This is a genomic window from Clostridium sp. MCC344 (assembly GCF_018785365.1).
Lineage (GTDB): Bacteria > Bacillota > Clostridia > Lachnospirales > Lachnospiraceae > Pilosibacter.
The window spans coordinates 1-418 of the sequence record NZ_WQPQ01000003.1 but is presented as its reverse complement, the minus strand read 5'-3'; the positions used below and the strand labels follow the sequence as shown (position 1 = coordinate 418).

At 44.3% G+C, this 418-nt stretch carries 1 protein-coding gene; it reads right to left on the bottom strand.

Translation table 11 applies throughout. The annotated features are described in order from the left end of the window. Window positions 1-169: 169 nt before the first annotated feature. Window positions 170-418, bottom strand: a 249-nt coding sequence (locus GPK90_RS00410) for a hypothetical protein (protein ID WP_215701843.1), incomplete at its 5' end; no start/stop codon positions are given.

The window sequence follows — 418 nt, the reverse complement described above, 5'->3', positions numbered from 1 at the left end:
ATCTGACTTTCAATGCTGATACTGTCCTTGCGGTCTACTGACTGTCTTGCGTAAATACAATCTTCTCTGATAAATTCCATATTGGGCTCCTTTCCTTGTTGGAATGGAGCTACCAACCTTACAACTATATTATACCATCAGCAGCCCCGGACAACAATGTTGCGAATGATTAGGGAAATCTGTCCCCATATTTGCTGAACACATCATAAAGACAACGCTCAATTTCTTTTTTGCGCTGTGCTTTCTCCTTCGGGGGAAGTACCGGCGTGAGGCTTTCCAGCACAATGATTTTCCCTTGAAATGCGACAGACTTTGTTTCTCGTTCATAAGTGACAGCTTGCGTCATTGAAAACCTCCTTTGCGAAAGTGCGTGTATATGCCTGCCTTTCCCGCTTGTCCTGTGGGGAAATGTCAAAAG